Genomic DNA, 464 nt, shown 5'->3' with positions numbered 1-464 from the left:
TATCGTTGTTTGAACAGCGTTTGATCGCACAACAACAATTCATTAATGAGCCGTACATGTACATGCGTTTTATTCAAAAAGCAATACTTAAAGCGATTGATAGCAATTGGATTCAACAAGTCGACCGCTTGCAACAATTGCGTGGTAGTATCAACAATCGTCAAAATGGTCAGCGTAACGCTATTTTTGAATATCACCGCGTTGCTTTAGCATCTTTTGAGTCAATGCGTGACGCCGTAAAGGTGGATATTGTTAATAATTTATGCCAAAGCGTACCGTCATTTGATAAGCGCGGCGATTTGGTCGTACATTTTCCAAACTAGAGAGGTGACATGAAACGTGACAATTTATAGTATTAACTTTGGTATCGGCTGGGCGAGTAGTGGTGTCGAGTATGCACAGATTTATCGTGCGAAGTTGCTCAGAGGGCTGGATGTCTCTAAAAAATTCGTGTTTTTCGAATT

General features: G+C 40.3%; 1 protein-coding gene and 1 pseudogene. Both read left to right on the top strand.

What is annotated here, in order from left to right; all coding sequences use genetic code 11:
• A pseudogene (locus tag SH09_RS14105) lies at positions 1-323 on the top strand (accessory Sec system translocase SecA2); the annotation flags it as partial.
• A 16-nt stretch (positions 324-339) separates the two neighbouring features.
• Positions 340-464 (top strand): hypothetical protein (locus SH09_RS17175; RefSeq protein WP_235307554.1); only part of this gene is annotated, 125 nt, incomplete at its 3' end.

The sequence above is a fragment of the Staphylococcus gallinarum genome, assembly GCF_000875895.1.
Taxonomy (GTDB): domain Bacteria; phylum Bacillota; class Bacilli; order Staphylococcales; family Staphylococcaceae; genus Staphylococcus; species Staphylococcus gallinarum.
Note: the sequence above shows the minus strand (reverse complement) of the source record. Positions and strands in the feature narration are given on the sequence as shown.